A 24,325-nucleotide genomic window follows, 5' to 3' on the forward strand; every position below is an offset into this window, starting at 1 on the left:
TGGGCCACAATACATGTTGTTGATTGGGTTTTTTCTACTGTGGAACCATGCAGCAAACCAGAGATGTGACCCGACCACAACCCGAACGCAAGGACATCCTGGCTTTGTGGGGAGGCATCCTGTTCAGTGCCCTGTTCACCTTGCTGGTGTGGGTGCTGGATTTCAGACTGGAGCCTCTCAGGCAGACTTTTCTTCCCGATCAGGGGGCATCCTGGTACTTCTGGAAGTTGCCGGGTCCCACTTTCTGGACGCATTTCAGTGCCTGGTTTCTGTATCTGGCCCACCAGATCACCATCTGGGGTCTGATCTTTTACGCGCAGACCCGTGTGAAGAAATACACTGCAGGGCTGCATCCGGTGAACTTCTGGGCACTGGGGGTGAACGCGGTGTTTGTGCTGCTGCACCTGCTGCAGACCCACCTGTTTTATGACGGTCTGGCCCAGGATGTCAGCATCTACAGCTCGCAGGGATCGGTGATTGTGCTGCTGGTGCTGGTGCTGGTCATGGAAAACAAACGCCGGGGCATGTTTTTCGGCAAAAAAGCACCCCTCAAAGCCACCATTGTGGACGCTGTGCGCAAATACCACGGGTATTTCTTCTCCTGGGCCGTGGTCTACACCTTCTGGTACCACCCGATGGAAACCACCTCAGGGCACCTTCTGGGCACCTTCTACACCCTGATGTTGATGCTGCAGGGCAGCCTTTTTCTGACCCGTATCCATGTGAACCGGTACTGGACGCTGGCGCAGGAACTGCTGGTGGTCATTCACGGCAGCATCGTGGCCCTCTCCAACACCAATGGTCTCTGGCCGATGTTTGCGTTTGGCTTCCTGGGGGTGTTCATTGTGACCCAGATGCACGGCCTGGGCTGGAGCAGGCTCACCCGCTGGATTGTGGCCTCCCTGTTTTCTGGCTGGGTGATCTACGTGTACAGCGGCAGGGGCTGGGGAAAACTCAATGAAATTATGCGGATTCCGTTGATTGATTACGTGCTGGTTTTCGTGCTGGCTGGACTGGTGTGGTTGCTGGTCTGGATCGGGCAGGGCATTCGCAAGCTGCAAAAAAGTTAAACAACACAAGCCAGCAAGCCGGGGATGGTGTTCCCGGGCTTCTTTTTTGCCCGTTCTGGCTCCTTTATAATGTTGACACTGCAGGCATCTGATCCGAATTTCTCTCGATCACAGGAGGTCAACATGTCACAGTTTCCAGCAGATTTCGTGTGGGGCACCGCCACTTCGGCCTACCAGATTGAAGGGGCCGTGCGCACCGATGGGCGCGGAGCCAGCGTCTGGGACATCTTTTCCCACACCCCCGGCAAAATCAAAGATGGCAAGAACGGCGACACCGCCTGCGACCATTATCACAGGTCCTCTGAAGACATCGCCCTGATGCAGGAACTCGGGATGAATGCCTACCGGTTTTCGGTGTCCTGGCCGCGCATCCAGCCCGAAGGAAAAGGCAGGCCCAACAAAAAAGGTCTGGGTTTTTATGACCGCCTGATTGACCAGTTGCTGGACAGTCGAATTGACCCGTATGCCACGCTCTTTCACTGGGATTTGCCCCAGGCCCTCGAAGACCAGGGAGGCTGGCTCAACCGGGACACTGCCCACCGTTTTGCAGAATACGCCCACATCCTGGCAGATGCCTTCCAGGACCGCATCAAAGCCTGGATCACCCTCAATGAACCCTTTGTGGTGCTGACCCTGGGGTATGCCCTGGGACAGCATGCTCCAGGCAGAACCTTGCTTTTGGACGCCATGCCCGTGGCCCACCATCAATTGCTGGCCCACGGTCTGGCTGTGCAGGCCATCCGTGAGATCAGCCGCAGTCCAGTGGGCATTGCCCAGAACCTGGCCCCCGTGATTCCTGCCACCGACACAGACGAGGACCTGCAGGCAGCAGCCCACATGGATGACCTGCACAACCGTCTTTTCCTGGACCCCATCTTGCATGGTGAATATCCCAGAAGCCTGCTGGCCTTGCTGGGAGAACAGGCCGAAACCTTCATCCGGCAGGAAGACTTTCAGATGATTGGTTCCAGACTGGATTTCCTGGGGGTCAATTACTACGCCCCTGACCACGTGAAAGCCAGCAGCACTGCTCCACTGGGCCTGGAGACGGTCCCGATGCTGGATTACCAGCAGACGGGATTCGGCTGGCCTGTGGTTCCCGAAGGCCTCACCCAGTTGCTGCTGGACCTCAAAGACCGCTACGCAGAAAAACTGCCCCCCATCTTCATCACCGAAAATGGTTGCTCTTACCCCGATGCCCCCGATCTGGCAGGCAAGGTCAACGACTCCAGGCGCATCGAATTTCTGGAACGCCACCTGGACGCCCTCGGTCAGGCCATCGAAAAAGGCGCAGACGTGCGGGGTTACTTCTGCTGGTCTCTGCTGGACAACTTCGAGTGGGCAGAGGGGTACACCCAGCGTTTCGGACTGGTGCATGTGGATTTCCAGACCTTCAAGCGCACCCCCAAAGCGTCTTATTACTGGCTGCAGGGGTACCTGAGAAGTGGGAAGTGGAGGCGGGAAGGGGCGGTGTGAGAGAAGCCGAGGGCCGAGAGCCGAGGGCCGAGGGCAAAAAGAACTCCAGAGCATTTGGCTGGGAGCGCTGTTCCAGCAGGCTCCCATTTGCTGAAATCTGTGCAAATCCATTCAGGCCATGCCGAAAAGCATTTCAAAGAAGAAGGCAGATGCTGGATCTGCCTTCTTTGCTTGCATTTCTGATTCATCGCCTGGACAGAGAGTTCGCTTTGTTGCACGATGCTCTCGGCTCTCGGCTCTCGGCCCTCGGCGCATCTTTGCCTTCTGAATTACTTCTCCACCCGCAAGGTGTCCACGTAACGCACGCCTTCCAGACCATCTGCGAACTGCAACTGGAAGCGTTGCAGGCCGTTCCACTGGAAGCCGCTGTCTCCTGTGAAGGCAGATATGGGAAGCTCGATTTTCTTCCAGCCCGTGAAATCTTCCTTGAAGGTGGTTTCAAGCTGGTGCTGGGGAACAGAAGGCTGGTACACCCGCACGTAATCGATCAGCATGTCACCGGGGAAGGGGGTGGTCTCGTCGGGACTGCCGGGCCATGCTCCCCCGATGGCAAGGTTGAGCAGGATGAAGAACGGCTGGTCCATCACCCACACGGTGCCTGCAGGGATGTCCTTGGCGGTGACTTTCTGGTATTCCACACCATCCAGGAAATACACCACTTCTCCGGGGCGTTTTTCCACGGCATAGGTGTGGTAATCGTTGGCCACAGGTTCGGGCAGGGTCACGGTTTTGGTGAACTGGGTGCCTTCCCGGAAGTAGTAGCCAGGTCCGTGCAGGGATCCGTGAATGTTGTAGGGTTCCTTGCCAATGGTTTCCAGGATGTCGATTTCGCCGCCACCGGGCCAGCCTGCCGTGCCGATGTTGCTGCCCAGCAGCCAGAATGCAGGCCAGTAGCCCTGTCCGGAGGGAATTTTGATGCGGGCCTCAATGCGTCCGTAATCAAATTCCTTCTTGTTCTGGGTGCTCAGGCGGGCAGAGGTGTACAGGCAGTCCCCATACCAGCATTTGAAGCCAGGGGCGGCTTTGTCGCCCCGGATGCGCAGGTTGCCCTGTCCGTCGGTGCTGACGGTTTCGGCTTTGTCGGTGTAATACTGCAGTTCGCTGTTGCCGTTTCCGGTGCCGATCACGGCGTAATTCCAGTCGTCTTCGCTGGGTTGCCAGCCTGCAGGGTTGTTGAACTCCTCTCCCCAGGCCACCGTCCAGTCTCTGGAGGGTTGCAGGGTGGGAGCGTCTTGCAGCAGCACCTTCACATCTTTCCCGGAGTTTTCACCGTAATACCAGAAGCTGAGGGTTCTGGCTCCGGTCCAGTCCTGCACTGGACGCAAATTGCGGGTGGCAGAGGGATTCTGATTGCCAGAAAGTTTGATCTGCCAGACGCCTTCCAGGGGGTCCTGCTCGGGGTGGGCTTCGGCTGCGCCCTGTTTCACATCGATGGTGGAGACGATCAGGTTTTTGCCCAGGTTGAGGTTCCCTGAGCTGCTCTCAAAGTCCTCTCCCAGCCCCAGGCTCTGGGGATCATCGTCCTGGATGATGAGTTTGCTGATGGTGGTCATCAGGGTGGCATTTTTGGGCGGGTACATCTCCAGATTGACCGTGCGGTTTCCGGTGTATTTGCTGTTGGGATAGGTGGGCACCCCCACGGTTTTGCTGGTTTCGCCAGGCTGGAAGGTCAGCACCCCGGTGGTGTACACAAAATCGCGGCTGGTGGCGTTGCCATCGGTGGTCTCGTATTCCACCTCGATGGGGTCTTTCTGGGGGGCGTTCAGCACAATGTGAAACACGGCGGTTTGTCCCTCGGTCACTTTGACTTCAGGGGCTTCAAAGGAAAGCTGGGGAGGTGCGTCGCTGGGGGCGGCTGCAGGGGCTTCCTGATGGGCTTCAAAGCGGTCAAAGGCGTAAGTGGTTGCGCCTTGCGGCAGGTTCAGGGCGTATCCCCACACCTCCTTGAGGGTCAGGCCATCGCTGGGTGCCCCTGCAGGCTGAAAATCCGTGCGGCGCTGCAGTTCACTGAAAGGCACCACCACCTGTTTCCAGTCGCTGCTGTCGTCCGGGAAACGGTAAAAGAAGCGTTCTGCGGTGTCGGTGTTCTGGTCTTTGCCCCGGTTGTCGAGCAGCTCGAACTGGATGTTTTTTCCGCTGCCAGAGCCCTTGAACCAGAAGCGCAGACCCGAATAGGCACTGAGGTCCACGCTGCCTTTAGAGCCATTGACGGCCAGCGAGAAATCATGGGTGAATCCGCCCCATTGTTTGATGTCCACGGGGGTCACCAGCACATGGTTGTCTGCCCCCTGTCCAGCCACATTTTCGGTGCTGGTGGTGAGGGTCACCAGTCCAGAACCGTCCTGCCAGGTGGCAAATCCGCTGGAAGCTGGAAGGGGAGACTGGGCTGCTGAACCTTCAAAGTCAGCCAGGACCAGGGGGGACTGCTGGGCCAGGGCTGCACCCAGCAGCAGGGTGCCAACGAGGAAGAGGTGCTTTCTGCGACCATGAAAAACCATATCAGCCTCCGGTATGAAAACGTTTGCGTGACTTCATTGTGACCGAGAGGCGAGAGGACATCAAGGGTGCGGTTGAGGGGTGTTTAGATGATCCCTCCACCCAGAAAGAGCCTCAGGGCAGCCAGAATCAGGATCACAATGTTGAGGTTTCGTCCTGTTGCACTGCTGCTGATGGTACCCAGAATCAGGCCAATGATGCCAAGGGGCAAGGTGATGAACCAGTTCACCCAGCCCAGCAGGGGAATCAGGCCCACCAGCAGACCAATCGCTGCCACAATGCCAAAAACGATCGAGAGCAAGTTCATCATGTTTTCAGATACGGGGAAAGCCTGCCTGGGGTTGCAGCATGACCTCTGATGTTGAAGCTCTTCATGAAAGACATGTCATGATTCTGTAATTCCATTTGAATATGCAACCCATGTGCACAATTTGGACGATCTGAAATTTATAATAAACATGTCATTTTTTGGACAGTCAAATGAAGTCCAGATGAATCAGATTTCAATCAGATTTCGATCATAACCAGATCAGCTTCAATTTATACACTGCAGTTGTTTCAGGAGGACACATGAAGAAAATCATCCTTGTTGCTGCCCTGTTGTTCGCTGGCAATGCCGCTCTTGCAGAAGACACCCCCCCTCCAATGCCTTCTCCCACTGCAACCGTGGCTGTGGCTGCAACCAGAGGATGGACCATCACCTTTGTGGATGCCTCTGGAACCGTTGTCGCCACCCTCAACCCGGATGGCACCCTGAATGCCACGGGCGACCTCAGCACCGCCAGGCAGGTGGTGGTGAAGGATGCAGAAGACAAAACGGCCACCTATGATCTGGCCAGTGACCTCAGCAAGCCCGGACAGGTCAAAGTGACCCTCACAGTGGAGGGCAAGACACAGACGCTCCCACTGGTGGCTGTCTTGAACAAAGCCCAGCATCAGGCCAAAGCCGACAAGGACAAATCCAAAGACCATGACGATGATGCAGACGAAGCTGTTGAAGATCACGGCAAGTCGGGTGAAGACCACGGCAAGTCGGGTGAAGACCACGGCAAGTCGGGTGAAGACCACGGCAAGTCGGGTGAAGACCACGGCAAGTCCGACAAAGACAAATAACCACTGCTGAACTGCAAAAACAAGACCCTCTCGGTTTGGAGAGGGTCCTTTGAATGCCTGAAGCTTCAGATGCTGGGGTGGGTCATGTCCATGGGGATGACCCACTTCGCAAATTCCTCTTCGGTGAGGTAACCCAGGGCCAGAGCGGCCTCTTTCATGGTGGTGCCTTCTTTGTGGGCCTTCTTGGCAATGGCCGCCGCCTTGTCATAACCGATGTGGCGGTTGAGGGCGGTCACCTGCATCAGGTTGATGGCCAGGTTGTGCTCGATTTTTGAAAGGTTGGGCTGGATGCCTTCTGCACAGTTGTCATTGAAGGCCACAGCAGCATCGCTGATCAGCTGAATGCTTTCCAGCACGTTGTGCACCATCACAGGCTTGAAAACATTCAGCTGGAAGTTGCCCTGAGATCCTGCAAAAGCCACTGCTGCGTCGTTTCCGAACACCTGCACACACACCATGGTGAGCGCTTCGGACTGGGTGGGGTTGACCTTGCCAGGCATGATGCTGGAACCGGGTTCATTCTCTGGGATGGTGATTTCCCCGATGCCGTTTCTGGGACCGGAAGCCAGCCAGCGCACATCGTTGGCCATTTTCATCAAAGCTCCAGCCAGGGTGCGCAGGGCAGCACTGGTCTGCACCAGAGCGTCGTGACCACTGAGGGCAGCAAACTTGTTCTCTGCACTGCGGAAAGGGTATCCGGTTTCTTTGGTGTAGTAACTGGCCGCCAGATCCCCGAATTGAGGGTGGGCATTCAGACCCGTACCTACAGCAGTTCCACCAATGGCGAGGTCATAGAGACCGGTCAGGGCGTGTTTGACTTCGGAGATGCAGTAATCGATCTGGGCCACCCAGCCGCCAATTTCCTGACCCAGGGTGATGGGGGTGGCGTCTTGCAGGTGGGTGCGGCCCACTTTCACGATGCCCTGGAACTCCTCGGCTTTGCGGGCCAGGGTGGTGCGCAGTTTCTCCACGCCAGGGAAGAGTTTTTCGTTGAGTTCCAGCACCACAGCGATGTGCATGGCGGTGGGGAAGGTGTCGTTGCTGCTCTGGCCCCGGTTCACGTGGTCGTTGGGGTGCACAGGTTTCTTGCTGCCCAGTTCTCCGCCCGCAATTTCAATGGCCCGGTTGGAGATCACCTCGTTGCTGTTCATGTTGCTCTGGGTGCCCGATCCAGTCTGGAACACCACCAATGGGAAGTGCTCGTTCAGTTTTCCGGCAATCACCTCGTCTGCCGCCTGCACAATCAAATCTGCAATGTCTGCAGGCAGCTCCCCGAGGTCCTTGTTGGCCTGTGCAGCCCCTTTTTTCAGTATCCCCAGAGAACGGATGATGGCCGGAGTGAAACGGAAACGGTCCACACCAATGGGAAAGTTCTGGATGGAACGCTGGGTCTGTGCGCCCCAGTATCGGGAGTTTTCCACCTGGATCTGGCCCATGGTGTCGGATTCAGTGCGGTAGGTCATGGTAAAGCCTCCTGTAAATTCAACCAGAAAGTATTTTACTGCAGTTAAGGAAGGAGTAGGGCTTCTTCCCTCACCTCACTTGCTGGCGCTGCGCTGTCCTCTCCCTCGGGGAGAGGAGACGATGCAGAGCGAGCCAGGAGAGGGCTCAGTCTGGAGAGGGCTTAAGCCAATCCCGCTATTCCCCCAGAACCTCCTTCCGCGTTAAGGTGACCCATGAACCGCTCCCAGAGAATCCTCTTGCTGGACAACCTCTTGATGTGGATGGGCTTTTTCATGATCATCCCCCTGATCACTGTGCATTTTGTGAATGGTCTGGGATGGGCAGCCGGAGCCATCGGTCTGGTGCTGGCGGTGCGGCAACTGGTGCAGCAGGGCTTCACTGTGGTGGGGGGCATGCTGGGAGACAAATTTGGTCTGAAACGGTTGATCTGCTTTGGGCTCATGGTCCGGGCGCTGGGTTTTGCCAGCATGGCTTTTGCAGATTCCCTTCCCCTCCTGATGGCTTCTGCGGTTTTTGCTGCCCTGGGAGGTGCCCTTTTTGATGCCCCCAAATCTGCAGCCATTGTGCTTTTGACCCCACCAGAACAGCGCCCCAGGTTTTATGCCATTCAGGGCGTGAGCAGCAACATCGGGATGGCCGTTGGGCCACTGGTTGGCACGCTGTTGATTCCCTATGGGTTTCAGGCGGTGAGTTTTGTGGGGGCTTCCTGTTACCTGTTGTCTCTGGTGTTTTCGGTTCTTTTTCTGCCCGAACTGAAAGCCAACGAACCCAAGCCCAGAGGCAGCACCATGAAAGGCCTGAAACTGGCTTTGCAGGACCGTCCTTTCCTGCATTTCCAGGTCATACAGATTGGTTTTTTCTTCCTGTGGGTGCAGGTGAATGTGGCCCTGATGCTGCACGCCACCCAGCATGGTGGGACCTCCCTGACCGCCTGGGTGTATGGGGTGTATGCCGGGTTCACCAGTGTGCTGCAGTATCCGATCATGAAATACGCCAGCAAACGGTATTCTTCACAGGTTTTGCTGTCTGCAGGGGTGGCTTTCATGGCCCTGGGTCTGGGCCTGATGGGGTTCACCCATGCCCCAACCAGCATTCTGCTTTGCACGGCTGTGTTTGCCATTGGAAATTTGCTGGCTGCACCCAGCCAGCAGACCCTGATCGCCAGCCTGACCCCTCCAGAACGGGCCGGAACCTACCTGGGAGTGGCGGCTTTGCCTCTGGCGGTGGGAGGCTTTCTGGGCAATGCGCTGGGAGGTGTGCTGTTTGATTACGGCAAGCACCTGCATTTTGCAGCGCTGCCCTGGGTGGTGTTCTTCGCGGTTGGGGCCGTTACTGCGCTGCTGATCGGGCAATTCCAGGTGAAAAAACAGCTGGACCAAAAAACCCCTACTGCCGTTTAAACGCCCGAACCCCTTTCAGTTCATCGGGGCGCTCTTGCAGCAGGTCTTCCAGAAAGGCTGTGCTTTCTTTTGCGATGAGTTCTTGCTGCTTCCAGTGCCCGTATTCCAGGCCCAGCAACCTCAGTTCTTCCAGCATCTTGCGCACGGCAGGAGAAACCACCCCCGGAGCGGCACTGGACAGCGGCGTACCCACCAGAGGCATGAAGGTGTGAGAGTGCACCCTGGCCCCCAGTCGGGTGAGTTTCAGCATGAATTCCAGCGTCTGGGCCAGGTCCTCCTCGGTTTCTCCGGGCATCCCGAAAATGAAATCCACATTGGCCTGGTACCCGTATTCCAGCAGCAGGCGCACGGCCTCTTCCACTTCTTCGGTGCCGTGCCCCCGGTGCACTTCAGAGAGCATGCGGTTGCTGCCAGATTGCGCCCCGATGATGATGTTGTCGTTGGTGCAGTATTTTTTCACCAGCGAAAGGGTCTGGTGCGTGACGGTCTCGGGCCGCACTTCGGAGGGAAAAGACCCGAAAAACACGTGTTCTTTGCCAAAAATCTGGCTGACCCCTTTTAAAAGGTCTTCCAGAAGATCCAGGTGCAGGGTTTGCCCATCCACGCTGCCATAGGTGAATGCAGTGGGGGTCAGGAACCTCAGGGCCTGATAACCGGCATCTTTGCCCTGCTTTGCCCAGTGGATGATGTTTTCTATGGAGCGGTAGCGCATTTTGGCCCCCATCAGGAAAGGGGTCTGGCAGAAACTGCAGGCAAAGGCACATCCCCGGCCAATTTCCAGCGGGGCAAAGCGTCTGGATTTCAAAGAGAACGGTGGGTAATCGTTGAGGTCAATCTGGGGCGCACGGCCTGTGAAGCGGTATTTTTTCTGATCGTCCAGAAAGGCAATGCCTTTGAGGTCTTCCAGGGATTTCTGCTGAAAAATACGGTCCAGCAGTTCAGGGAGGGTCAGTTCAGCCTCGCCCAGCACCACCACATCCACCCCGAGTTGCACGGTGCCCAGCGGATCACCGCTGGGGTGAGGGCCTCCGGCAAGGATCAGCACATTGTCCATCTGCTGTTTTTGCAGTTCGGCACGGATGGCTTGCAGGGTATAGCCCATGGCCGCCACATTGGGGGTGTGGAAAGAAAAAGCCACCACCAGACGCTGGTATTGCCGGGCCAGCAGCAGGATGTTCTGCAGCAGTTCCTCATGTCTGCTGTCTTCCAGGCTGTCTTTTCTGGCCGCTTTGCGGAAGTGGATGTCCAGGTCTTCAAAGCGCCCGTCGGCTTCCAGAATGCCGGTCAGCACCGCAAGGCTGTAACGGTTGTAGCTGTATTCCACCATCAAGATGGCCTGTTTGCCCTTCACGGGATTCATTAAAGCATTTTTTGCTGTTCAGCACCACGTGTTCTGGACATCTTCTGGCACCAGCACAACAAAGAGCGTTCTGCCATGAGACAATACAGACACCATGAAACCCATGATGAAACCTTTTTCCAGTGCATTGACCCTTTTTTTGTTGACCGCAATGGTCCAGGCCCAGCAGGTGCAGGACCAGCGTCAGGCCATCGGTTCCGGGCAGGAAAGCCAGATTGCTGCTGTGCTCAGGCAACATGCCAGCACCTGGGGGCATTCGGTGCAGCTTGTCACCTCAGAGAAATCTGCAGTGCAACTCTGGAACCAGTGGAACCCTGGAAAATTCAAAAAGCAATACGCCGTGCTGGTGAATTACAACCCGGTGCTGAAAAAAGCCCATGTGACCCTGGGAAGCAAGGTCAAGGGAGATGTGGCAGGCTGGTCGGGGCAGATCACCCGCAGTTTTCAGGGCCAGCAATTTGTGCAGGGCATGCAAACCCTCTTGAAGAACCTGAAGGCCAGCAATGCGCTGCCTGCCCCTCAGGAGAATCACGTCAGTGATTATGCAGGACGGCTGGATGCCCAGACCCGCAAGAACCTGACAAATCAATTGGGGAGCTTGGAAAAGCAGCTGAATCTGGAAGGCACAGTGGTGGTGCTTCCTGCACTGAAGCCTTACACCCCTGGCAACATTGAGGCATTTGCCCTGAATCTGTTCAATGCCTGGGGGGTGGGAAACCCCCAGAAGAACGATGGTTTCATGCTGCTGGTGTCCATGCAGGACCGAAAAATCCGCATTCAGATGGGAAAAGGGTATGGCTCTGCTCTGAATGCCCAGACCAGCAAAATCATCCAGACCACCCTGGTTCCTGCTTTCAAAGCGGAACGCTACCAGTCGGGCATCGAGCAGGGGACCCTGGCCCTGATTGGGCTGGTGAAACAGCATCCGATCCGTCCGGTGTCCACCCAGACCCAGAACCCCGCCTCTCAGGGACAGGGTGCACCTGTGCAGCAGTCTCCAGGCAACAGTGAAATTCTTTCTGGATGGGATCTGTTTTTGTTTAAATTCCAGATTTTCATGGACAACTTGCAAGACCGTCCGGGAGGTGTGGGATGGATGTTTTTGATCCCCATCTTGCTGCCCCTGATTTTCGTGATCTTTGCTGCCATTGTGGTGACTGCCGCCATTCGTTCCACCCTGAGAAGGGGAGGCCCTGGACCCACCCCCGGACGGCGCAATTCTGGATTCAGGCACAGCCATCACCACCATGACCACCCCCATTCCGGGCACCACAACGACGATGACGCCCAGCGGGCTTTCATGGCGGGTGCAGCGGCCAGCACCCTGAGCAGCAGTTCCTGGGATTCTGGTTCCAGCAGTTCGGACAGCAGTTCCAGCAGCAGTTCAGACAGCTTTTCAGGGGGCAGTTCAGACAGTTCCAGTGGGTCCAGCGGCGACTGGTGAGGAACAAAAGCAAGCCCTCCTGATTTCAGGAGGGCAAAAAATAAATTCTGAATGGTGCATTGCACCAAAGAGGGACATCAGGCTCAGGCACAGCACACAGCTTTTTTTCAGCTTACACCTGCGTTGAGGAAAGGACTGTGTGAATCCACTGTGTAGAAAGGGCTTTTTGCTCTTTTGTTCCTCAAGTATGCAAGATTGAAAATGTGTAAAATGAGAACTTTGTCTCTGATCTTCATTGATATCGTTTTTCGATAAAGAAATTCTATACATGTGGCAGGATCCTTTGCTGCTGTTCTTGTAGATGTGACACTTTCTGCAGCTGCCAGACATGCTAATTTAACAGATGATGATGTATGACCTGATCATAGTGGGCGCGGGACCTGTCGGGCTTGCCGCTGCCATCGACGCCAAAAGGGCTGGACTGAACTATGCTGTTCTCGACAAGGGCTGTGTGGTCAACGCCATTTTCGATTACCCCACCTACATGACCTTTTTCACCACCTCTCCTGAACTGGAGATTGGTGGGCATCCCATGGTCACCATGCGTGAAAAGCCGGACCGCAAAGAGGCGCTGAACTACTACCGTCTGGTGGCCCAGCGTGAGAACCTCAACGTTTTGCAGTACCACGAGGTGACCTCCGTTCACCCTGCTCCCGCAGGACACACCGTGCTGGTCAACAAGAAAGACGGCACCCAGGGGGTCTTTGAAACCCGCAAGGTGATCATTGCCACTGGCTACTACGACAACCCGCTGGCCCTGGGCATCCCCGGAGAAGACTCCGAAAACGTCTCCCACTACTACACCGAAGCCCATCCGTTCTGGGGCCTGAACGTCACCATCATTGGTGCAGGCAGCAGTGCAGCAGATGCTGCCCTTGACCTGTGGCGCGGCGGAGCGAAAGTCACCATGGTGGTGCGCGCCCCCCAGATGAAAAACACCCTCAAGTACTGGGTCAAACCCGACCTGGAGAACCGCATCAAGGATGGTTCCATTGCAGCCCACTACAGCTCCCGGGTGATCGAGATCCTGGAAGACCGGGTGATTGTGGAAGGGGAGGAGGGCACCTGGGAACTGGAAACCGACTTCACCTTCGCCCTGACCGGTTACCGTCCCAACATCGAACTGCTGCAGGGGGCAGGGGTCAACCTCAACGAGGAATTGATGGCCGAACTCAATGAAAATTACGAAACCAATGTGCCAGGTCTGTTCATCTGCGGCAGCGCAGGTTTCGGGAACCACACCAACCAGGTGTTCATTGAGAACGGGCGTTTTCATGCAGGGGTGGCCATGAAAGAAGTCATCCGGCAGTTGCAGGGTGTGCCAAGATAAACCCTGGAACCTGTTGTGCATTGCAGCCCTTGAAAGAGGGCTGTTTTGCTGTCATGACATCTGTCATGCCCCCAGCATGATGATTGTGTCTACTGCCCAAAACCCCCATTGCCTATCCTGAATTCAAGAGGTGAAAGACATGCAAAACGACATGAACGACAACATCAACGCAGAGGTGAAAAATGCAGGCAAGGACAGAACCCCGGTCTGGGGCATCATGGGGATTGCTGTGGGACTTTTGCTGCTGGGCCAGATGGTTTTTCAGGGGTTTGAGCTGCACAACTGGTGGGCCTGTTTCATGCTGATTCCGGGGATGGGCATGGGCTGGCGGGCTTACCGCCTGTACCAGCGCCAGGGCCGGATTTCTCCCCAGGTGGCCGACCAGCTGATTGGAAGCCTGCCCCTGCTCACGGTGGCCCTGATTTTCCTGCTGAACCTGGATTTTGGCCGGGTGTGGCCCATCTTCATCATCATGGGGGGCCTGATGACCCTGCTCAGAAGCAAGGTGGAACCCAGAACCTACCAGCCTGAATGATTTTGTTGTTGATTTGCACGGAATGAACCTGTGATTTTCCCTGGCGAGATGCCAGGGATTTTTGCTGCCTGGACTGTTCAGGAATGTGGGTGACTGTGGTACAGTCGCACCATGCATGATTATGTTGAGACCATATTGAAGCTGGCAGAGTATGAACTCTGGACGAACCTGCAACTGCTGGATGCCGTGGCAGACCTCCCAGAATCAGACCTTCATCGGGATTTTGGATTTGGCCTCCGAACGCCCCACCACACCCTGTTTCACATTGCCAATGTCATGCGCACATGGTCGGCCTGTGTGGGGACAGAGATTCGCAAACCTGAACCCCTGCCCTATGATCCCAGCCTGTCTCTGGAAGATCTCCGTTCCATGTTCTTGCAGCTCGGAGCAGACTGGCAGAAAGCCATTCAGCAGTCCCATGACCAGGGTGTGCTGAACGAGAACCGCAGGTTGCACCAGGTGTTCCATCTGGTCACGCACGGAACCCACCACAGGGGGCAACTGCTGAGCATGTTCACCCTGCTGGGACTGGAGCAGCCCATCGAGGGAGGGGATTTTGGAGGGTGGTCCAACCAGACCGGAGAAGCTTGATCAGAACAACAGAAAACCCAGAGCCTCAGAAACCATCACAGGAGGTTTCTGAGGCTCTGGATGTCTGAGTTCAGGCCATCAGGCCAGTCTGGGTTTGCGTGGCAGCACATGGCGGGAAACCAGTGCACTGAGCAAAATCAGCAAAACCATCAGCATGGACCACTGGGGCGCGATATAACCGGGAAGCTGCCAGGGACCAAAAATGCTGTATAAGACGCGCGATCCATACAGGGGAACTGTGAAGTACAGGGCAACAGGAAGCAGCAGGGCAAAGGCCACACTGAAACCCCCCAGTTTTTTCCAGGAGAGGTTTTTCCAGAACAGGCTTCCCAGCAAGAGGCAGGTTCCCACCAAAAGCACCCCTTGCAGGAAAGTGGGGGCCTGGGGATGGGCCAGGACCAGCAGCATGCTGCCCAGCATTCCCAGCATCCAGAGGAAAAGTGCATTTTGTTGTGCCAGCTTACCGACAAAACTTTCTTTGCCAAAATGCTTTACAGGAAAATTCCAGCCCAGCATCATCAGGACCAGGGCCAGGGCACCTTCTTGCACATCAAAAGAAAAGGGAACGGTCATGGGGGTCAGCACATCGGTCAGGTGACACAGGGGAATGTAAAGGACGGTGCTGAACAGCAATGTCCTGTGGCTCACCTTCAGGACACGGGCCAGAATCCCCAGGGCGGTGAGCACCAGCCAGGACATGGGAAAGCCCAGTAGGGTGTGGTTCGCATTCCACACTGTGAAAAGTGCTGCCAGCAGCACCAGAAAAACCGCCGATCCAGATTTCATCAATTGCATGTGAACTCCTTTCAAATACAGGCCCAGGATGCCTGTGACCAGCCACCACAGCCTTTCTGTGGGGTCGGGGATTTCTGCAGCTTCTGCCTGCAGGGCTTGCAACCACTCTTTCACAGCAGCCTCAATTGCAGGGTCTGCAGCAGCACAGCCTGTTCTCTGAGAAACTGCTGTCCTGATGCCGTGATCCGGTAGGCATGTCTGGCGGGACGGCCTTCTTTTTCACTGGGCTCCCAGCGGGATTCCAGGTATCCCCGCTCAGAAAGCCGGATCAGGATGGGATAAAGGGAACCCGATTTGATGCCTGTGGTTTTGCTGATGGGGTATCCATGGTGCCAGCTGTCTGGCTGTGCAGCCAGGGCATGCAGCACCCGCAGGGTGGGTTCGGAAGTGTCGTGGGCTCTGGGCATGGCCTTACTCTACATATGTAGAATAAGGCTGTCAAGTGCATTTCGCCTATGAAAACACAACCGTGTGAATTGCCCAAACCTGCTTTCTGTCAGCCGTTTACCCTGAACCAAAGGAGCACCGCATGGACACCCTGAAAGACCTCAAAGAAGGCATGCTTTTGTTTTACCAGGACCAGCTGGTGGGAAAAATCGAGCAGATCGAAGCTGGACTGGTCAAATTCCGCACCGAAGATTTGCTGGAAGAATACTGGATTGCCCCTGAAGTCATCGAAAAAGTGGAGCAGGATGCCCACCTGAAGCTCAGCCTGGAAGACCTGCACGCCCAGGGGCTTTTGAAGCCGGGACGCAGAAAAGGAACAGACGCCACCCCCAATTATTGAGAGAAGCGTCTGCTGAAAGAAAATCCTGCTGACCGGTTCAGAACCGTCTTTTTGATTTTCTGGGTTCAGATCGCTTGAAGGTCACCGTTTTCAGAATGAAATCCACCCGCTCGGTTTCCCAGCCCTGGTCTGTCCAGGCATGCACGTGGGGGTATTTGGCCTGCCACCAGAACGGTTTGAGGGATCGGGCTGCAAAAGGCAACTTGAAGCCCAGCACATCCTCAATCTGCTCAAACGTCAGCTTGCAGGTGGCTTCCTGCTGCCGGGCCAGAAACTGGCCCAGCGGAGCATAATCTGCACTGCCTTTGCTCACGGGTTGCCTTTCAGGAGGGAATGCAGGCTCAGAGCCCCAGTTTCTGGTTCAGCAAATCCCGCACGATTTCGGGCTTGGCCTTGCCGCCCATTTCTTTCATGATGGGACCAAACAGGGCATTCACGGCCTTGACGTTTCCGGCCTGCACTTTTGCCACCACATCCGGGTTGGCCTCCAGGATTTTCTGAATGGCCGCCTCAATGGCACTGGTGTCCGTGACCACGGCCAGACCGCGCTCTTTGACCAGTGCGTCAGGGTCTGCACCCTCCATCACTTCTGGCAGCAGTTCCTTGGCCATTTTGCCGCTGATGGTGCCCGCATCAATCAGGTTCACCAGTTTGACCAGCAAAGCAGGGGTGAGTTTCGATTCGCTGATGTCGATGATCCGGGCAGCCAGCCAGCCAGCCACATCGGTGAGCAGCCAGTTGACCAGCTTCTGGGCCTCGCCAGCGTAAGTCTTCAGGGCTTCATCCAGGAAACGGCTGAGGGTCACGCTTTCAGAGATCACCCGGCCATCTGCCTCTTTGATGGACAGGGCCACATAGCGCTCAAATTTCTGCTGGGGCACTTCGGGCATTCTGGCCCGCACTTCCTCGATCCAGTCACGGGTGATGTTCAGGGGAGGAAGGTCCGGCTCCGGGAAGTACCGGTAATCGGCTTCGCCTTCCTTGGTGCGCATCACGAAGGTTTTCTGGCCCCCATCGTCCCAGCCCATGGTGTCCTGGGAGATCTTGCCTCCGTTGGCCAGCACGCGGGTCTGGCGCTCAATTTCGTACTCCAGGGCGCGCTGCACGCTCTTGAAGGAGTTGAGGTTCTTGACCTCCACCTTGGTGCCCAGCGGTTCACCGGGTTTGCGTATGGATACGTTCACATCGCAACGCATCTTGCCCTCTTCGGGGTTGGCATCGCTGACCCCCAGGGCCTGCGCAATCGAACGGATCACATTCAGGAAATCGCGGGCCTGCTCAGGGCTCTTGATTTCAGGCTCGGTGACCATCTCGATCAATGCCATGCCTGCACGGTTGAGGTCCAGCAGGCTGTAATTGGTGTAATTGGGGTGCATCAGCTTCCCGGCGTCGTCTTCCAGGTGGGCACGGGTGATTCCGATGCGCTCACCGTTTACCTCCACCCAGCCTTTGCGGGCAATCGGGCGGTCGTACTGGGAAATCTGGTAGTTCTTGGGGGCGTCCGGGTAAAAGTAATTCTTGCGGTGGAACTGGGTGAACCCCTCCACATCGCAATTGAGGGCCAGACCGAACATGATGGCCTTCTCCACCGCTTCCCGGTTCAGGGTGGGCAGGGTGCCCGGCAAACCCAGCGTGAGGGGATCCGTAAAGGTGTTGGGACCCTCCCCAAAATAATCTCCACTGCAGGCACTGAAAATCTTGCTTCTGGTTTTCAGGTGCAGGTGCACTTCCAGACCAATCACCACTTCATACATGACAGGCATTATAGCAAGCGGGGTTTTGGGTTTTGGGGGCTTTCCTAGGGGATTGCGGGACATTTCTTACCCCCACAAAGGCGCACAATGAAAGCAAAGGAGGCCCCTCATGGTTCGCATTCTGGTTCCCACGGATTTTTCCGCCAGTGCAGAACAGGCCCTGAATCTGGCCCGGAAGATGGTGCCCGATGCCCGCATCAAACTGGTGCATGTGTTTGATGCAGGTGCTGCGTTTACCCCCTACATGGACGCCCTTTCTCCTGCTTATGTCTTGCAGGAAACCCAGGAGCACATCAAAGACGCGGCCATGAAGCGCCTCAGGGATGTGCAATACCAGGGAGAGGAAGTCCTCTTTGTGACCGGACGCCCCGCAGATGAGATCCTGAAAGCTGCGAAGGATTTTGTGGCAGATTACATCTTCATGGGGACGCACGGCAGAAAGGGCCTCAACCATTTCTTCTCGGGCAGTGTGGCAGAAGCCGTGGTGCGCAGTTCTCCCATTCCCGTGATGGTGGTACGGGATCCCCATTAGTTCCTCTCAGGCATTGAATAGAGATCCCCATAAGGTTTTTCTGGGGGTTTTGGTGGGTGAATCTGGCACAACACACGCAAGCCCCACAAAAAAATCCCAGTGAGGGTTTCACTGGGAGAATCTGGTGCGTTTGATGGGAGTCGAACCTGTGACCCCGAAAAGACACTGCTTGGGAGTGAATCAGGCACGACACATGCAAGCCCCACAAAAAAATCCCAGTGAGGGTTTCACTGGGAGAATCTGGTGCGCCCGACAGGAGTCGAACCTGTGACCTAAGCCTTAGGAGTGCCTCGCTCTATCCGTCTGAGCTACGAGCGCTTTCGGGTCAGAATTATACTGCTTTCTTTCTGCGAGGTCAAAGCAAAGTTGGGCTGGGTGAAGGGTCTGGAAGGTGGAGCCAATTTCAGAAGTGCTGTGTTGTGCATGTTTTTGAGCACAACACCACAATTCTGGTCCCTGAGCAACCCGGTTTCTGATGCATTTTTGCTGTCTGTTCAATTCCTTGCTTCCCTTCATGCCCCTGTGCGTTTCATAATGAAAGCAAAGGACGTTCTGCTTCTGCATTCTCCTGGCATCTGTTGGATTTCGGGAGGAGCTGGGCGTATTGCGAGTCAGGTTGCAGGGAGGGAAGCTGGCATGAACACCGAACACCTGTCGTTTCAGGAAGTGCAGGCCCTGGAGATGGTTCAGGCCCTCCCTTTTCCGGCCTGGATGCTGTCTGCAGATGGGGTTCACTGGGTGTGCAACGACAGTTGGTTGCAGCATTTTCCCTCTGGAAGAGAAGGCTGGCTGGGTCTGCTTCCTGAAGACCAGCATGAAGATGTCCGCCAGCTGTTTCAGCAGGGATTGGCTGGAACAGAACGCTTTGAATTGCTGTTGAACCTGATGCTCCCTGCAGCTGAAATCAAAAAAGTGCAGTGCTGGAAAGCAGTGATGTCTCCAGTGATCCAGAAGGGCCACCGGACCGGGTGGCTGGGGGTGTTCACCGAGGACCAGCAGAGGGAACTGCAGATGTTGCGGTCCATTGTGCAGAGTGTTCCGCTGGGCATCGGGTTTGTGGACCAGGACCTGCGGTTCCAGGTGTTGAATCCGCACATGTTGCAGTACACCCTCTATCCAGCCAGTGCTTATCTGGGACAGCGTTTTTCTGAGGTGTATCGGGGTGGACAGCAGGAAGTGGAGGAGGCCTTCAGGCAGATCCTGCACACCGGAGGATCCCTCAGCAATGTGGAATACCAGATGGAGGCCAGGGATCCTGCCCTGGGAAGGCGGCAGTTGCAACGCAGCCATTTTGCTGTGCGGGATGAGGCGCAGAACATCATCGGGGTGGGGTCCCTCTTGCAGGACATCACCGAGAAGAAAGAAGCCGAAAGGCAATTGCAGGAAAGCCAGCTTTTTGTGCAGCGCATTGCAGAAACCACGCCAGCATTGATTGTGCTAAGGGATGTGCAGCACAACCGGATGGTGTACTCCAACCGTTACCTGGGGGAAATGCTGGGGTACAGCGCAGAGGAAGCCCAGCAGATGACCGAAGCCCAGATCATGGGTTTGCTGCACCCAGATGAACTGCAAGAGGCCCACCTGCAAGGGCAGCAAAGGGCAGATCTGCCCGATGGGGAAAGCCTGGAAGGGGAGTACCGCATCCGGCACAAAGATGGATCCTGGCGCTGGATTTACACCCGTTCCACCGTGTTTTCGCGGGATGCTCTGGGGCAGGTCAGCATGGTGCTCAGTGTCAACCTGGACATCACCGAACGCAAGCGCATCGAGCAGGAATTGCAGGAGAGCGAGCAGCGTTTTCAACTGGTGGCAGACCAGGCTCCGGTGATGATCTTCATGGCAACACCTGAACAGTACTGCACTTTTTTGAACCGCAGCTGGCTGGATTTCACAGGAAGAACGCTGGAACAGGACCTGGGTTACGGCTGGGCAGAATCCATTCACCCGGACGATGTGGAACGCTGTTTGCAGGTGACCCGTGAAGCCCACCAGAAATTGATTCCCTTTGACCTGGAAATGCGGGTGCGCCGCCATGATGGGGTGTACCGCTGGCTGGTCAACCGGGGCATCCCCAGAATCACCCGTGAGGGGGAATTCAAGGGGTTCATTGGGGCCCTGATCGACATCGATGACCGCAAGCAGGGCGAGGTTTCCCTGATGCAGAGCGAGGCCCTGTCCCGGCAACTGATGGAGGCCCAGCAGCGTTTTCTGGCAGATGCTTCCCACGAACTGAAAACCCCGCTGTCCAGCATCCAGGGCAACACCGAAATCCTGATGCGCTATGCCCACATTCCGGAAGAAGAAAAGAAAGAAATCCTTTCGGACATTTACCGGGAAACAGCCCGTCTGGGCCGTCTGGTCAGTGACCTGCTGCAACTGGCCCGTGGAGACAGCGGTCTGGGCATTCGTGAAACCGAAGTGCCTTTGCATGATGTGGTGCTGGACGTGTGGCGGGACCTGGAACGCATCAAACCCGACCATCAGTTTCAGTTGCAGGACATCGACGAGGTGCTGCTGACCGGCGACCATGACCGTTTAAAGCAACTGACCCTGATCCTGCTGGAAAATGCTGCCAAATACACCCCAAAAGGTGGCACCCTCCGCATGTCCCTGAAGCAAAAAGGAGATGGGGCAGAGCTCTGCATTGAGGATTCAGGGGTGGGCATCAGCGTAGAGGATTTGCCCCGGGTCTTTGAGCGGTTTTTCCGGGCAGACACTTCAAAGCACATGGGTGAAGATCCTGGAGGCACCGGTCTGGGCCTGTCCATTGCCAGATGGATTGCAGAGCAGCATGAGGGCAGCATCACGCTGGAAAGCGAGGTGGGACGGGGAACCACCGCCAGGGTGATGCTCCCCATCCGTCCCATGGAGGCCTGAGTTTCAGGGTTTTTCTGCAGCGGGTTTCAATTTGATGGTGCCTGTTGAACCTGTTACGGTGGCAACCGTTCCCCGAATTCCGCTGGCCTGGATGGTGAAGGTGCTCTTGCTTTTCAGGACCTCACAGCGCAACACTTCTGGAGGAAGCTTTGCATTGCGGGGCACTTTTGCGCAGGGACCAAACACCCCTTCAAGGCTCTGATGACCGGTCAGGTAGAGGGCCACATTCAGACGGGTTTGCAGCACGTAAGACTGCAACTGGGTGTCCTGCAGGAACTGGTAGGACATGCGCACCAGATCCACATTGACCCCTGAATTCTTTTTGCGGATTCCCGTGCTGGTCACAGCATAAGTCTGGCCCGATTTGCTGACCCCGGTGGCTTTAAATCCGTTGCCAGAAGGATCCATCATCAGCTGGCAGCTCTTCAGGCTGGCTGGCTGGCGGGTGTTGGCAGGCAAGTTCTGGCAGGGCAACGGAAAAGACAGGCTTTTTCCTGCGGCGGCCCGGTCTTCTGCCATCACCAGAGAGGTGAGGGTGTATTGTTTCCAGTCCGCCATGGTGTCTGCAGCCAGGGCTGTGCTGCAGGCGAGGCCCAGCAGAACAGGCAAAGCCAAAAGAGTGGGTTTCAGGGGTGCAGGGTGTGCCATTGTTTCAAAATCTCCTGGATGCGCTCCTGAGAGAGCCCTTCTTTGAAAGCCTCATCGGGCTGGGTTCTGGCCCAGGTGGTCATGTCTGCCACCACTTCTGACAGAGGTGAGGAGGGCATGCCGTTCAGTTTTGCCTTCCTGTCGCTGACACTCAGCATGCCCAGAAATTCCGGTTGCTCAGGGAGCCAGATCGGCAAATCCACCCAGGGGCGCACCCCGTGCTCCAGCAGGAACGTGCTGTCCACCCAGGTGAGGGAGGCATGGGTGCCTGCCTGGTGCACGATCTCACGCATCACCTCTCCCCACAACTCGGGTTCACGTGCAGCATTGAAGGTGCCATAAAGGTGTTTTTCCAGGGTGTGCACCGTGAAATCTGCGATGTCCCGCACAAACACAAACTGCACAGGGCTGACAGGTTTTCCTGGGGCAATCATTTCGCCCCCTTCCAGGGCTTTTTTCACCCAGAAAGGGAAACGGAAGGTCATGTCCCGGCCTCCCACCACCAGACCCAGCCTAAGGATGGTGTGCTTCTCGCCCCACAACTCTGCCAGTGTGCGCTCACACAGCACTTTCAGGCCACCATAGGTTTCTCCGGTGACGGCTTCAGTGTCTCTGTCTTCCAGTTCAATGACCGGGCTGTCTTCAGAAATCGGGGGCTCTGCGCTGTCCGCATACACCGAAATGGTGGAAATGAGCAGGTAATGTTCCACACGTCCTTTCAGGACCTCCACCACCTGACGCACCTGTCTGGGCACATAAGCATTGACGTCAATGACGGCATCCCAGTTTCTGCCTTCCAGCGCAGCAAGGTTGGTGTTGCGGTCTCCGACCAGTTGCTCCACCTCTTCGGGAAGGTCGGTGTTGCTGCGGCCCCGGTTGAACACGCTGACCCGGTGTCCTGCCCTGAGCAAACTGTGAACAATGTACCAGCCGACAAAACGGCTTCCTCCCAGCACCAGAACGTTCATTTTGGTCTCCTTTGTGAGTGAGGCTGTAAAGGGTTGATCTGTTTCATCTTACTGCTTTCAGCAGAAGTGAGTTTAACTCACTTCTGCTTGAGCAAAGCGAATGGAAAGGTCAGGACACGAAAGCGAGGTTTAAACAACATCTGCTCAGGTCAGTAACAAGAGAAGCCGAGGGCCAAGGGCCGAGGGCAATTTTGTAAAGCTTAAGCCAATGCTCAGGGTTGATCACTATTTAAGATTGACAGCTGGTTTTGCTTTGGGCATCCTACGCTCTCGGCTCTCGGCTCTCGGCTCTCAGCCCTCGGCCCTCAACCAGAATTGCTTAGATGTAAGGTCCGCCCTTTTCCGCCAACGCGTTAGGCTGGTGGTACTCTCTTTGTCTCGATTCAGGGACAACCATTGGGGCCACCTGTGGCTTTCAGCAAAGGAACACACATGTCCGGACTTCTTGAAAAATACCGCCAGTACCTGCCCGTCAATGAAAACACCCCCCTCCTGAGCTTGCACGAGGGCAACACCCCCCTGATTCATGCCACCCACCTGTCCAAACGCCTGGGGGTGGACCTCTACCTGAAATATGAAGGCCTGAACCCCACCGGATCTTTCAAGGACCGGGGCATGGTAATGGCTGTGGCCAAAGCACTGGAATCCGGGTCAAAGAGCATCATCTGTGCTTCCACCGGGAACACCTCTGCTGCTGCTGCTGCCTATGCCACCCGCAGTGGTTTGCGCTGCATTGTGCTGATCCCCAACGGCAACATTGCGCTGGGCAAACTGGCCCAGGCCATGGTTTATGGCGCAGAGATCATTGCCATTGAAGGCAACTTCGATGAAGCCCTCGATCTGGTGCGGGAAATCAGCGCTGTGGAACCCATCACCCTGGTGAACAGCGTGAACCCCTTCCGTCTGGAAGGCCAGAAGACCGCTGCTTTTGAAGTGGTGGATGTGCTGGGCGATGCTCCTGATGTGCTGGCCATTCCTGTGGGCAATGCAGGCAACATCTCTGCATACTGGAAGGGCTTTAAAGAGTACAAAGAAGCAGGCAAAAATGAGAGATTGCCCCGCATGTTCGGGTTTCAGGCTGCAGGGGCTGCGCCTCTGGTGCTGGGCCACAAGGTGGACAACCCTGAAACCATTGCCACCGCAATTCGCATCGGGAATCCTGCATCTGCCCACTTTGCAAAAGATGCCGTTGCAGAATCCAATGGTCTCTTTGACAGCGTTACGGACGATGAGATCCTGGAAGCCTACCGCCAGATCGCTCTGGAAGGGGTGTTCTGTGAGCCTGCCAGTGCAGCCAGCGTTGCAGGCATCCTGAAACTGGAAAGCCAGGGCCGTCTGGAAGAACTGAAAGGCAAACGCATCGTGTGCGTGCTGACCGGAAACGGCCTGAAAGACCCCAACACCGCCATCAAAGCTGTGGACGCTCAACCTGTGGTGGTCAAAGCAGATCTGGAGAGTGTCATGGCGGTCATCAAACAAAAATAATTTAAGAAAACAGCTGCAAGGGTGAAAACCCTGTGCAGAAAAAACAAAAACACAGACAGGGGATTCCAGGTGGGTCTCCTGTCTTGCCTTCTGTCTCCTTGCCGAAATCCCCTTTGCTATCCTGAGGGCATATCATGGAAAGCAATGTTTTGCCCACCCAGCCCACCCAGATTCTCCAGAGGACACCCATGCCCGCAATG

At 56.0% G+C, this 24,325-nt stretch carries 22 protein-coding genes and 1 tRNA gene; 12 read left to right on the forward strand and 11 right to left on the reverse strand.

The features are described 5' to 3' along the window. Window positions 1-47: 47 nt before the first annotated feature. Both IEY52_RS19250 and IEY52_RS19255 read left to right on the forward strand, forming a co-directional pair. On the forward strand, window positions 48-1,070 hold the full coding sequence (locus tag IEY52_RS19250; protein WP_189005517.1) for a hypothetical protein: 1,023 nt from the start codon (window positions 48-50) through the stop codon (window positions 1,068-1,070). A 123-nt stretch (window positions 1,071-1,193) separates the two neighbouring features. Beyond that, window positions 1,194-2,546, forward strand: a complete 1,353-nt coding sequence (locus IEY52_RS19255; RefSeq protein WP_189005519.1) for a GH1 family beta-glucosidase — start codon at window positions 1,194-1,196, stop codon at window positions 2,544-2,546. 269 nt (window positions 2,547-2,815) lie between these two features. On the opposite strand, the gene IEY52_RS19260 is transcribed toward IEY52_RS19255, so the two are convergent. Continuing rightward, entirely contained in the window at window positions 2,816-5,044 is a 2,229-nt protein-coding gene (locus IEY52_RS19260; RefSeq protein WP_189005521.1) for a carbohydrate binding domain-containing protein, read from the reverse strand. Between the two features lie 83 nt (window positions 5,045-5,127). Beyond that, a complete protein-coding gene (locus IEY52_RS19265; RefSeq protein ID WP_229684876.1) occupies window positions 5,128-5,349 on the reverse strand; it encodes a hypothetical protein in 222 nt (73 codons plus the stop codon). Window positions 5,350-5,612: 263 nt separating this feature from the next. On the opposite strand from IEY52_RS19265, the gene IEY52_RS19270 reads away from it, so the two are divergent. Continuing rightward, window positions 5,613-6,155: a hypothetical protein gene (locus IEY52_RS19270; RefSeq protein ID WP_189005525.1), complete on the forward strand. Its 543-nt coding sequence runs from the start codon at window positions 5,613-5,615 to the stop codon at window positions 6,153-6,155. Window positions 6,156-6,220: 65 nt separating this feature from the next. Here the strand turns inward: IEY52_RS19270 and fumC are convergent, their stop codons facing one another. Beyond that, window positions 6,221-7,618 carry a class II fumarate hydratase gene (fumC, locus tag IEY52_RS19275; RefSeq protein ID WP_189005527.1) on the reverse strand — a complete coding sequence of 466 codons (1,398 nt, stop codon included), beginning with the start codon at window positions 7,616-7,618 and terminating at the stop codon, window positions 6,221-6,223. 213 nt (window positions 7,619-7,831) lie between these two features. On the opposite strand from fumC, the gene IEY52_RS19280 reads away from it, so the two are divergent. Next, window positions 7,832-9,019 carry an MFS transporter gene (locus IEY52_RS19280; protein WP_189005529.1) on the forward strand — a complete coding sequence of 396 codons (1,188 nt, stop codon included), beginning with the start codon at window positions 7,832-7,834 and terminating at the stop codon, window positions 9,017-9,019. On the opposite strand, the gene IEY52_RS19285 is transcribed toward IEY52_RS19280, so the two are convergent. Beyond that, window positions 9,006-10,379, reverse strand: a complete 1,374-nt coding sequence (locus IEY52_RS19285; protein ID WP_189005531.1) for a TIGR04013 family B12-binding domain/radical SAM domain-containing protein — start codon at window positions 10,377-10,379, stop codon at window positions 9,006-9,008. The genes IEY52_RS19280 and IEY52_RS19285 overlap by 14 nt on opposite strands. A 103-nt stretch (window positions 10,380-10,482) precedes the next feature. Here IEY52_RS19285 and IEY52_RS19290 point away from each other — a divergent pair, with 103 nt between their 5' ends. The 4 genes from IEY52_RS19290 to IEY52_RS19305 all read left to right on the forward strand — a co-directional run bounded on the left by IEY52_RS19290 (window position 10,483) and on the right by IEY52_RS19305 (window position 14,279). Next, window positions 10,483-11,823: a TPM domain-containing protein gene (locus tag IEY52_RS19290; RefSeq protein ID WP_189005534.1), complete on the forward strand. Its 1,341-nt coding sequence runs from the start codon at window positions 10,483-10,485 to the stop codon at window positions 11,821-11,823. A 349-nt stretch (window positions 11,824-12,172) separates the two neighbouring features. Continuing rightward, entirely contained in the window at window positions 12,173-13,153 is a 981-nt protein-coding gene (locus tag IEY52_RS19295; protein WP_189005592.1) for a YpdA family putative bacillithiol disulfide reductase, read from the forward strand. 139 nt (window positions 13,154-13,292) lie between these two features. Then, window positions 13,293-13,688, forward strand: a complete 396-nt coding sequence (locus IEY52_RS19300; protein ID WP_189005536.1) for a LiaF transmembrane domain-containing protein — start codon at window positions 13,293-13,295, stop codon at window positions 13,686-13,688. Between the two features lie 111 nt (window positions 13,689-13,799). Next, entirely contained in the window at window positions 13,800-14,279 is a 480-nt protein-coding gene (locus IEY52_RS19305) for a DinB family protein (protein WP_189005538.1), read from the forward strand. Between the two features lie 78 nt (window positions 14,280-14,357). On the opposite strand, the gene IEY52_RS19310 is transcribed toward IEY52_RS19305, so the two are convergent. Together IEY52_RS19310 and IEY52_RS19315 are read right to left on the reverse strand one after the other, a co-directional pair. Further along, window positions 14,358-15,188 (reverse strand): hypothetical protein, encoded by an 831-nt coding sequence (locus IEY52_RS19310; RefSeq protein WP_189005540.1) that lies wholly within the window; start codon window positions 15,186-15,188, stop codon window positions 14,358-14,360. After that, the gene (locus IEY52_RS19315) at window positions 15,185-15,481 is read right to left on the reverse strand and encodes a PadR family transcriptional regulator (RefSeq protein WP_189005542.1); all 297 of its coding nucleotides are present in this window, start codon (window positions 15,479-15,481) and stop codon (window positions 15,185-15,187) included. Before IEY52_RS19315 ends, IEY52_RS19310 begins: the two co-directional genes overlap by 4 nt. Window positions 15,482-15,603: 122 nt before the next feature. Here IEY52_RS19315 and IEY52_RS19320 point away from each other — a divergent pair, with 122 nt between their 5' ends. Continuing rightward, entirely contained in the window at window positions 15,604-15,861 is a 258-nt protein-coding gene (locus tag IEY52_RS19320) for a hypothetical protein (RefSeq protein ID WP_189005544.1), read from the forward strand. A 37-nt stretch (window positions 15,862-15,898) separates the two neighbouring features. Here the strand turns inward: IEY52_RS19320 and IEY52_RS19325 are convergent, their stop codons facing one another. After that, window positions 15,899-16,174 carry a DUF7662 domain-containing protein gene (locus tag IEY52_RS19325; RefSeq protein WP_189005546.1) on the reverse strand — a complete coding sequence of 92 codons (276 nt, stop codon included), beginning with the start codon at window positions 16,172-16,174 and terminating at the stop codon, window positions 15,899-15,901. Window positions 16,175-16,202: 28 nt separating this feature from the next. Continuing rightward, complete coding sequence (gatB, locus tag IEY52_RS19330) at window positions 16,203-17,615, reverse strand: Asp-tRNA(Asn)/Glu-tRNA(Gln) amidotransferase subunit GatB (protein ID WP_189005548.1); 1,413 nt, start codon at window positions 17,613-17,615, stop codon at window positions 16,203-16,205. 109 nt (window positions 17,616-17,724) lie between these two features. Between gatB and IEY52_RS19335 the strand changes: the two genes are divergently transcribed. Continuing rightward, on the forward strand, window positions 17,725-18,147 hold the full coding sequence (locus IEY52_RS19335; RefSeq protein WP_189005550.1) for a universal stress protein: 423 nt from the start codon (window positions 17,725-17,727) through the stop codon (window positions 18,145-18,147). A gap of 241 nt (window positions 18,148-18,388) precedes the next feature. Here IEY52_RS19335 and IEY52_RS19340 read toward each other — a convergent pair. Further along, window positions 18,389-18,465: transfer RNA gene (locus IEY52_RS19340), tRNA-Arg, on the reverse strand. 318 nt (window positions 18,466-18,783) lie between these two features. On the opposite strand from IEY52_RS19340, the gene IEY52_RS19345 reads away from it, so the two are divergent. Continuing rightward, window positions 18,784-21,024 (forward strand): PAS domain-containing sensor histidine kinase, encoded by a 2,241-nt coding sequence (locus IEY52_RS19345; RefSeq protein WP_189005552.1) that lies wholly within the window; start codon window positions 18,784-18,786, stop codon window positions 21,022-21,024. A gap of 3 nt (window positions 21,025-21,027) precedes the next feature. On the opposite strand, the gene IEY52_RS19350 is transcribed toward IEY52_RS19345, so the two are convergent. Further along, window positions 21,028-21,672, reverse strand: a complete 645-nt coding sequence (locus tag IEY52_RS19350; protein ID WP_189005554.1) for a hypothetical protein — start codon at window positions 21,670-21,672, stop codon at window positions 21,028-21,030. Then, window positions 21,651-22,640 (reverse strand): NAD-dependent epimerase/dehydratase family protein, encoded by a 990-nt coding sequence (locus IEY52_RS19355; protein WP_189005556.1) that lies wholly within the window; start codon window positions 22,638-22,640, stop codon window positions 21,651-21,653. Before IEY52_RS19355 ends, IEY52_RS19350 begins: the two co-directional genes overlap by 22 nt. Window positions 22,641-23,072: 432 nt before the next feature. Between IEY52_RS19355 and thrC the strand changes: the two genes are divergently transcribed. Then, window positions 23,073-24,125 (forward strand): threonine synthase, encoded by a 1,053-nt coding sequence (thrC, locus tag IEY52_RS19360; RefSeq protein ID WP_189005558.1) that lies wholly within the window; start codon window positions 23,073-23,075, stop codon window positions 24,123-24,125. The last annotated feature ends 200 nt before the right edge of the window (window positions 24,126-24,325 follow it).

Source organism: Deinococcus roseus, from assembly GCF_014646895.1.
GTDB classification, from domain to species: domain Bacteria; phylum Deinococcota; class Deinococci; order Deinococcales; family Deinococcaceae; genus Deinococcus_C; species Deinococcus_C roseus.